This window comes from Pseudogracilibacillus amylolyticus (SeqCode) (assembly GCF_051918545.1).
Lineage (GTDB): Bacteria > Bacillota > Bacilli > Bacillales > Amphibacillaceae > Pseudogracilibacillus.
This window is the reverse complement of the sequence record NZ_JBPPZG010000022.1, coordinates 24,137-30,302: the sequence shown is the minus strand read 5'-3', so window position 1 is coordinate 30,302 and position 6,166 is coordinate 24,137. Positions and strand designations below refer to the sequence as shown.

Annotated in this window: 6 protein-coding genes; all 6 read right to left on the bottom strand. The window is 35.1% G+C overall.

All coding sequences use genetic code 11. The features are described from left to right. A partial coding sequence (locus ACPYKA_RS04400; RefSeq protein ID WP_479541168.1) for a DUF421 domain-containing protein occupies positions 1 to 632 on the bottom strand: 632 nt, incomplete at its 3' end. 105 nt (positions 633 to 737) lie between these two features. Continuing rightward, the gene (locus ACPYKA_RS04395; protein WP_479541167.1) at positions 738 to 1,166 is read right to left on the bottom strand and encodes a GNAT family N-acetyltransferase; all 429 of its coding nucleotides are present in this window, start codon (positions 1,164 to 1,166) and stop codon (positions 738 to 740) included. A 6-nt stretch (positions 1,167 to 1,172) separates the two neighbouring features. Then, positions 1,173 to 1,688 carry a 2'-5' RNA ligase family protein gene (locus ACPYKA_RS04390; protein WP_479541166.1) on the bottom strand — a complete coding sequence of 172 codons (516 nt, stop codon included), beginning with the start codon at positions 1,686 to 1,688 and terminating at the stop codon, positions 1,173 to 1,175. Between the two features lie 158 nt (positions 1,689 to 1,846). Beyond that, positions 1,847 to 2,572 carry an alpha/beta hydrolase gene (locus ACPYKA_RS04385; RefSeq protein WP_479541165.1) on the bottom strand — a complete coding sequence of 242 codons (726 nt, stop codon included), beginning with the start codon at positions 2,570 to 2,572 and terminating at the stop codon, positions 1,847 to 1,849. A gap of 16 nt (positions 2,573 to 2,588) precedes the next feature. Continuing rightward, positions 2,589 to 4,394, bottom strand: coding sequence for an ABC transporter ATP-binding protein (locus ACPYKA_RS04380; RefSeq protein ID WP_479541164.1), 1,806 nt, complete (start codon positions 4,392 to 4,394; stop codon positions 2,589 to 2,591). Continuing rightward, positions 4,384 to 6,108: an ABC transporter ATP-binding protein gene (locus ACPYKA_RS04375; RefSeq protein ID WP_479541163.1), complete on the bottom strand. Its 1,725-nt coding sequence runs from the start codon at positions 6,106 to 6,108 to the stop codon at positions 4,384 to 4,386. The genes ACPYKA_RS04380 and ACPYKA_RS04375 overlap by 11 nt, the downstream gene beginning before the upstream one ends. Positions 6,109 to 6,166: the final 58 nt, after the last annotated feature.

Below are 6,166 nucleotides of genomic sequence, written 5' to 3'. Positions count from 1 at the left end.
TAGAATACATCTTTAATACCATCAAAATTTTGCCGCTTTATTTCATCCAGCAACCAATCTTCGGTAATATTTGCTTCTGCCAAATTATCTTTAATCATTTCACCATCTGTAATAACTGTCACTGCGATTTGTGGTTCTGTTGGTGCGACATTCAAATCTTTTTTTGTAGGAGTTTGATAGTCAGGTTTTTTTAGCACGGATAATTCTCCGTTCGTTTCTAAAACTGCATACTCTACCTCTTGCACTGCAAAAACATCTTTCATTCGCAGTAATTGTTGTAGTTCGTTGATATCGATTTTATTTTTTCTCATTTCTTCATATATTAACTCACCTTTATGAATTACTAGTGAAGGTTTTCCCTCTAATATAAAGCGAGATCCTTTAAATTTCTGTGCAACCTTTTCGATAATAAACAAAAGAACTCCCCAAATTAAAATGACATAGCCAATGTCTAAGATGCCAGCCTTTTTATCGAATAACGCATTACCAACAAGCTCCCCAATAACGACTGCTGCAATAAAATCGAAAGGGGTTAGCTGGGATATTTGTGTTTTTCCAAGGACTTTTGTTAGAATAAATAATGCTATAATACCGAATATTGACTCATATAACATTGGTAACATGTCGTTCATTCGCCAATCCTTCCTTCCTTTAATGAAAGTCATATGGTTAGATTGGCGTGTACGATAAAAAAATATACGTAAAAATAAAAGTAGTAAATTCACTTTGGTGAATTACTACTTTGTCAACTCTTTTGTCATTGCAACGTGAGGAATACCTGCATCTATAAACTCATCTGAGATAACCACATAACCTAATCGCTCATAAAATTCTTTTGCATGGGTTTGTGCGTGTAGTTTTGCTTTTTTATACCCTTTATTTATAATTTCTTCCTCCATTTTGGCAATGAGTTTTTTTCCGTAAGATTTTCCACGATAAGATTTTAAAACACAAATACGTTCTAACTTCCCGTATTCACCGACAAAACGTAATCGGCTGGCACCGACCACGTCTTTTCCATCATAAGCGATAAAATGTATGGACGCTTCTTCATGTTCATCAATTTCTAAATCCATTGGAACATTTTGTTCATCTACAAATACTACTTTTCTTATACGATAAGCTTCATTTTGTTCTTGATCTGTTGTTACTACCTTAATTGTCATAGCCTATTACTCCTGTCCGAATACAAATGTGTCATATACTGTCCAAAATCCATTTTCAAGTTGGTAGCAGAGCTGAAACCTGTCTATTGTATCCTCATACTCAATTTCTTTCATTTGCAAACTAGCATAAATATCGGAATACTCGTCTTCAACAAGGTCTTGAGCGATCGTTATGTGTGGAACAAAAGGATGCTGCTCTTTAGTTGTTGGGAATTTTCCTGTTTTCATTTTATCATTTAAAGCGCTTAATTCAGGAGTAGGTTCGACTTTAAAGTAAATAGTATAAGTTACTGGAGCAAATGATTTTACTTTTGTAACATGAATTTTAAACGGCTCCGTTTCGTTTGCGATTTTTTTAAGTTCACGAACGATTTCATCTCGTTTAGGAATGTCCATTTCAAAAGTAGGTTTTAATGTGATATGTGGTGGAATATTTGTATATTGTGGATCATATCGCTTTCTAAATGCATTCGCTTCATCCTGAATTTCCTTAGAAGGAAAAATTACAATTCCATATTTCATGATAAAACCTCCATGATTAAAATTTCTTTCCGGATAAAAAGGTATATCTATTAACATTATTTCGATTAAAGAACATTTATTCTTTTCCAATTATAAGTTTAACTACCAGTATAACAAAGAAAAGACCTTTGAAAAAGGGTAATTTATCCTAAAATTTGTTACGTAAACATTAGTTTAAGCACATCTGGTAATTCCTTCTGCCAAAACTTCCATGTATGGTTCCCTTCTTCAATTTCTTGATAATGATATGTTGTCAGTTTTTCTGTTAAGATGTTTGATAATTGTTTATTTGGTTTTACAAAGTCAAATTTATCATCTATCGTTGTTGCAACAGCAGTTTCCTTTAAACCAATGGAATGGTAAACTTCTAACCCACGTATTTCTTCACATTGCTCTATAGCTTTAAGTACGACGTCATCTACTAGCGGTGACTGCATAATTACCTTTTTAAACAGATTTGGATGACGGATTGCAGTCAAAAGTGCGATCGTGCCAGCAAGTGAATCACCCATCAATGTTCGGACAGTGCCAAGTGGATTAAGTGGTAAAACGTCATCTAGAAGCGGGATTACCTCTTTTATTAAAAAACTTATATATGCTTCAAATTGCTCCCCTTCTGGATGATATTTTTTCAAACGATCCAAACGATCGATATAATGAATGCCGACAAAGGTAGTGTTGACGATAGCTTCTGTTTCATGTAATTGATCACTAACAGTAGCAACTCTACCTAATTGAAAATAATCGTCACCATCTTGCATAATACATACATTATTTTCGTAAAGTGTGTCTGTCTCTGCTGGTTCGTAGATTTTAATTACCATCTCTTCTTTTAAAAATTCACTTTTGATCGTTTTATCATACATAGTTCCCTTTCTAGCCATTCTTTACACCTCTTTATTATTTATGTCCACTATATAATCTATAGTATTTACCACGTAATTTCATCAGTTCTTCATGTTTGCCTTTTTCGATGATACGTCCATTTTCCAACAGTACGATTCGGTCTGCTTGCTGAATCGTGTTAAGTCTGTGGGCAATGATAAAACTGGTACGATTTTTCATCAATCTTTTTAATCCTTCTTGAATTTTTAATTCTGTAATGGTGTCAATATTACTCGTTGCTTCATCCAAAATCAATATGGACGGTTCTCTAATCATTGCTCTTGCAATAGCAAGCAGTTGTTTTTCACCCTGACTAAGACTGCCGCCTTCTTGGTCTAATATCGTATCATATCCATCAGGTAGTCTTTCAATAAAATGATGGGCATTGGCGCGTTTTGCGGCAAGTTCAACAGCTTCATCTGTAGCATCGAGTTTCCCGTAACGAATGTTCTCCCGTACAGTTGTAGAAAATAAAAACGTATCTTGCAACACAAACGCCATATGGGACCGGAGACTTGAGCGTTTAATATTTTTCAGTTCCCGATTATCTAGCAAAATTTTTCCTTCTTCATAATTGTAAAAACGTGAAATCAGATTGATGAGCGTCGTTTTTCCAGCCCCTGTATGACCAACAAATGCTACTGTTTCACCAGGTTGGACTTCTAATTGAATATTTTTTAACACCGGTGTGTCATTATAGGAAAAAGAAACATCTTTAAACTGAAAATAACCTTCTACTTGGTCTAATTCACTAGCGTTTTCTTCATGACTTTCTTCACGCTTTTCATTTAATACGGAAAAGACCCGCTCCGCACCAGCAACGGCAGAAAGTAAAATATTAAATTGGTTTGACAGTTCATTTAACGGTCTAGTAAATTGTCTGGCATATTCGGTGAAAATGACAATAACGCCAACTGTAACATACCCTTTAATAGCAAGCATTCCGCCGAAAAACGCAATGAGAGCAAAACTTAAGAAATTGAGTGAGTTCATTACTTTTGGAATATATCCCGCAATCGTTTGTGCCCAGAAACCAGAGAGTTTTAGCTGTCTGTTTCGCTCTCTAAATTCACGAATAACTCTTTCTTCCTGCGAAAATGTTTTTACGATATGTTGACCGGATACAATTTCTTCGACATATCCATTTAATTCTCCAAGATCATTTTGCTGCATTTTATATAACGGTTCAGTTCGTTTTGTAATCCAGCGCATTGCTATAAATAATAATGGGATAATTGTCATCGTAATGAAGGTAAGAAGCGGGCTTAGCCAAAGCATCACACTGATTGTACCAATTAATGTAATAATACTTGAGAAAATTTGGATGACAGACTGGTTTAACGTGTTATTAATATTATCCATATCGTTTGTTACACGACTCATTAATTCACCTTGCTGCCTTTTATCAAAAAAGGCAATAGGAAGTTGGTGAAATTGTTCAAACAATTGTTTTCGTAACGTATAAACTGTATTTTGGGCGATACCGATCATCCAGTAATTTTGCAGGAAAATGGATAAAGAGTGTAGTGCATAAATAATAACAAGCCAGATGATTAAAACCCCGAGCCCCGTTGCTTGTTTTGCCACAATAAAATCGTCAATCGCCATTCCGACAAGATATGGTCCTAATAGCCCAAGCGCTGAACTTGCTAAGACCATCAGGATAACTAGAAACAACTTCCACTTTTCGGCTACTAAATATGTACTTAACCGTTTAATGGTGCTAGATAATTTAAGAGCCCGCTTTTCTTTTTGCGATCTTTTAAAATTAAGCGGGATTTTTTCATATTGAAAGGGTTGTTTTAACTGACTACTGGACATATGGAAGCTCCTTTTCAAATTGTGATTCCACAATTTTTTGATACAATTTGGACGTTTTTAATAGTTCACTATGAGTTCCGATTGCCAACATTTTTCCTTCATCCATTAATAAAATTCGCTCTGCTTTTTTGGCAGTGGATATCTTTTGTGTAATCATAAGTGTTGAACAATCATATTTATGAAGAGCTTCTAGTAAATAAGCTTCTGTCGTTGAATCGAGAGCACTCGTACTGTCATCAAACATGAGAATTTTTGGTTTCCGGATTAGTGCCCTTGCGATAGAAATTCGTTGCTTTTGTCCACCGGATAGATTTACTCCTCGTTGCCCGACAATCGTTTCATATTTTTCAGAAAAGCTTTCAATCGTCTCATGAATTTGTGCGTCTTTTGCCGCTTGAATCACTTCTTCTTGTGAAGCATCTTCCTTACCAAATGTAATATTGTCTGCAATAGTTCCTGTAAATAGGAGTGGACTTTGTGGAACATACCCAATACTATTTCTAAGTTCATCTATATGATAAGCAGAAAGTGGGTAGTCGTCGATGAAAATTGTCCCCTTCTGTGCTTCGTAAAGCCTTGGAATTAATTGAAACAATGTTGTTTTTCCCGAACCAGTTGCACCAATGACAGCAAGACGCTCACCAGGTCGGAGGGTAAAAGAGATGTTTTCTAAAACAGAAACATTTTCACCAGGATACGTAAAGCAGACATTTTCAAATTGAATTTTTCCTTGTTCTACTTTTGGACTGTCAGCCTCGAAAGCTTCAGACGAAGTTTCTTCCGTTAAAATATTTTCCAAACGTTCAGCGGAGGCTTTAGCTCTTGAAAAAGCGAGTGCAATAAATGTAAACATGGAAATGGCCATTACGGTACGGAGCGCATAGTTTACGATCGCCACAACATCGCCAACATTCGTTGTTCCCGCAATTGTTTGCTTATTCCCAAACCAAAGAATAAAAATTAAACTAATATTCATTACAAATAATAAAATTGGCATTGATGCTTCTACAAAACGAAATGTATCTTTAGTTTCTTTTGCCAATTCTTCATTCGAATCTTGGAAACGTACATTTTCAAAATCACGACGGACAAAAGCTTTGATAATCCTCATGCCGGCAATGTTTTCTTGAATGACACGGTTTACATAATCAACGCTTTCCTGAACCTTATTAAACATCGTACTTCCTTTAATAAGCACCCAATATAAAAAAGCAATCAACAGTGGCACGATAATTAAAAAAATAAGTGAAATTTTAACGTTTACAATTAAAGCCATCATAATACAGCCGATAACGAGTAACGGGGCTCTTACCATGATACGTAATGCCATAAAAATTGTATTTTGTATTTGCCTTACATCGTTTGTAAATCGAGTGACGAGTGTCGATGTCGGATAAAGGCTTAATTTTTCAAATGTAAAGTTTTGAATTTTAGCGAAAAGCTTTTCCCGGATATCGTAAGCAAATGAGATGCTAACATGGGATGAAAAATAAGAATTAATGATTCCACAGGCAAAAGTGAAAATTGTAATGCCGAGCATAATGCTGCCCCAAAGGATTAAATTTTCTGGATTGTTTTTCAAAACACCTTCATTAATCATGATCCCTAAAAACATCGGAAAAAGGAGATCGGTTATAAGCTCAATGAGTGTTAAACTATATGCAATGATGATTGGAAGTTTATAAGGCTTTAAAAAGGAAAGGATTGTTTTCACTCCAAATCCTCCAAACGTAAAATTGATAGATTAACACAATTATAGCCATAAGTTGAAG

What these genes read in the sequence shown, in the direction of transcription:
- ACPYKA_RS04395 (WP_479541167.1), bottom strand. Translation starts at nt 1,166, where the DNA reads ATGACAATTAAGGTAGTAACAACAGATCAAGAACAAAATGAAGCTTAT.
- ACPYKA_RS04380 (WP_479541164.1), bottom strand. Translation starts at nt 4,394, where the DNA reads ATGTCCAGTAGTCAGTTAAAACAACCCTTTCAATATGAAAAAATCCCG.
- ACPYKA_RS04390 (WP_479541166.1), bottom strand. Translation starts at nt 1,688, where the DNA reads ATGAAATATGGAATTGTAATTTTTCCTTCTAAGGAAATTCAGGATGAA.
- ACPYKA_RS04385 (WP_479541165.1), bottom strand. Translation starts at nt 2,572, where the DNA reads ATGGCTAGAAAGGGAACTATGTATGATAAAACGATCAAAAGTGAATTT.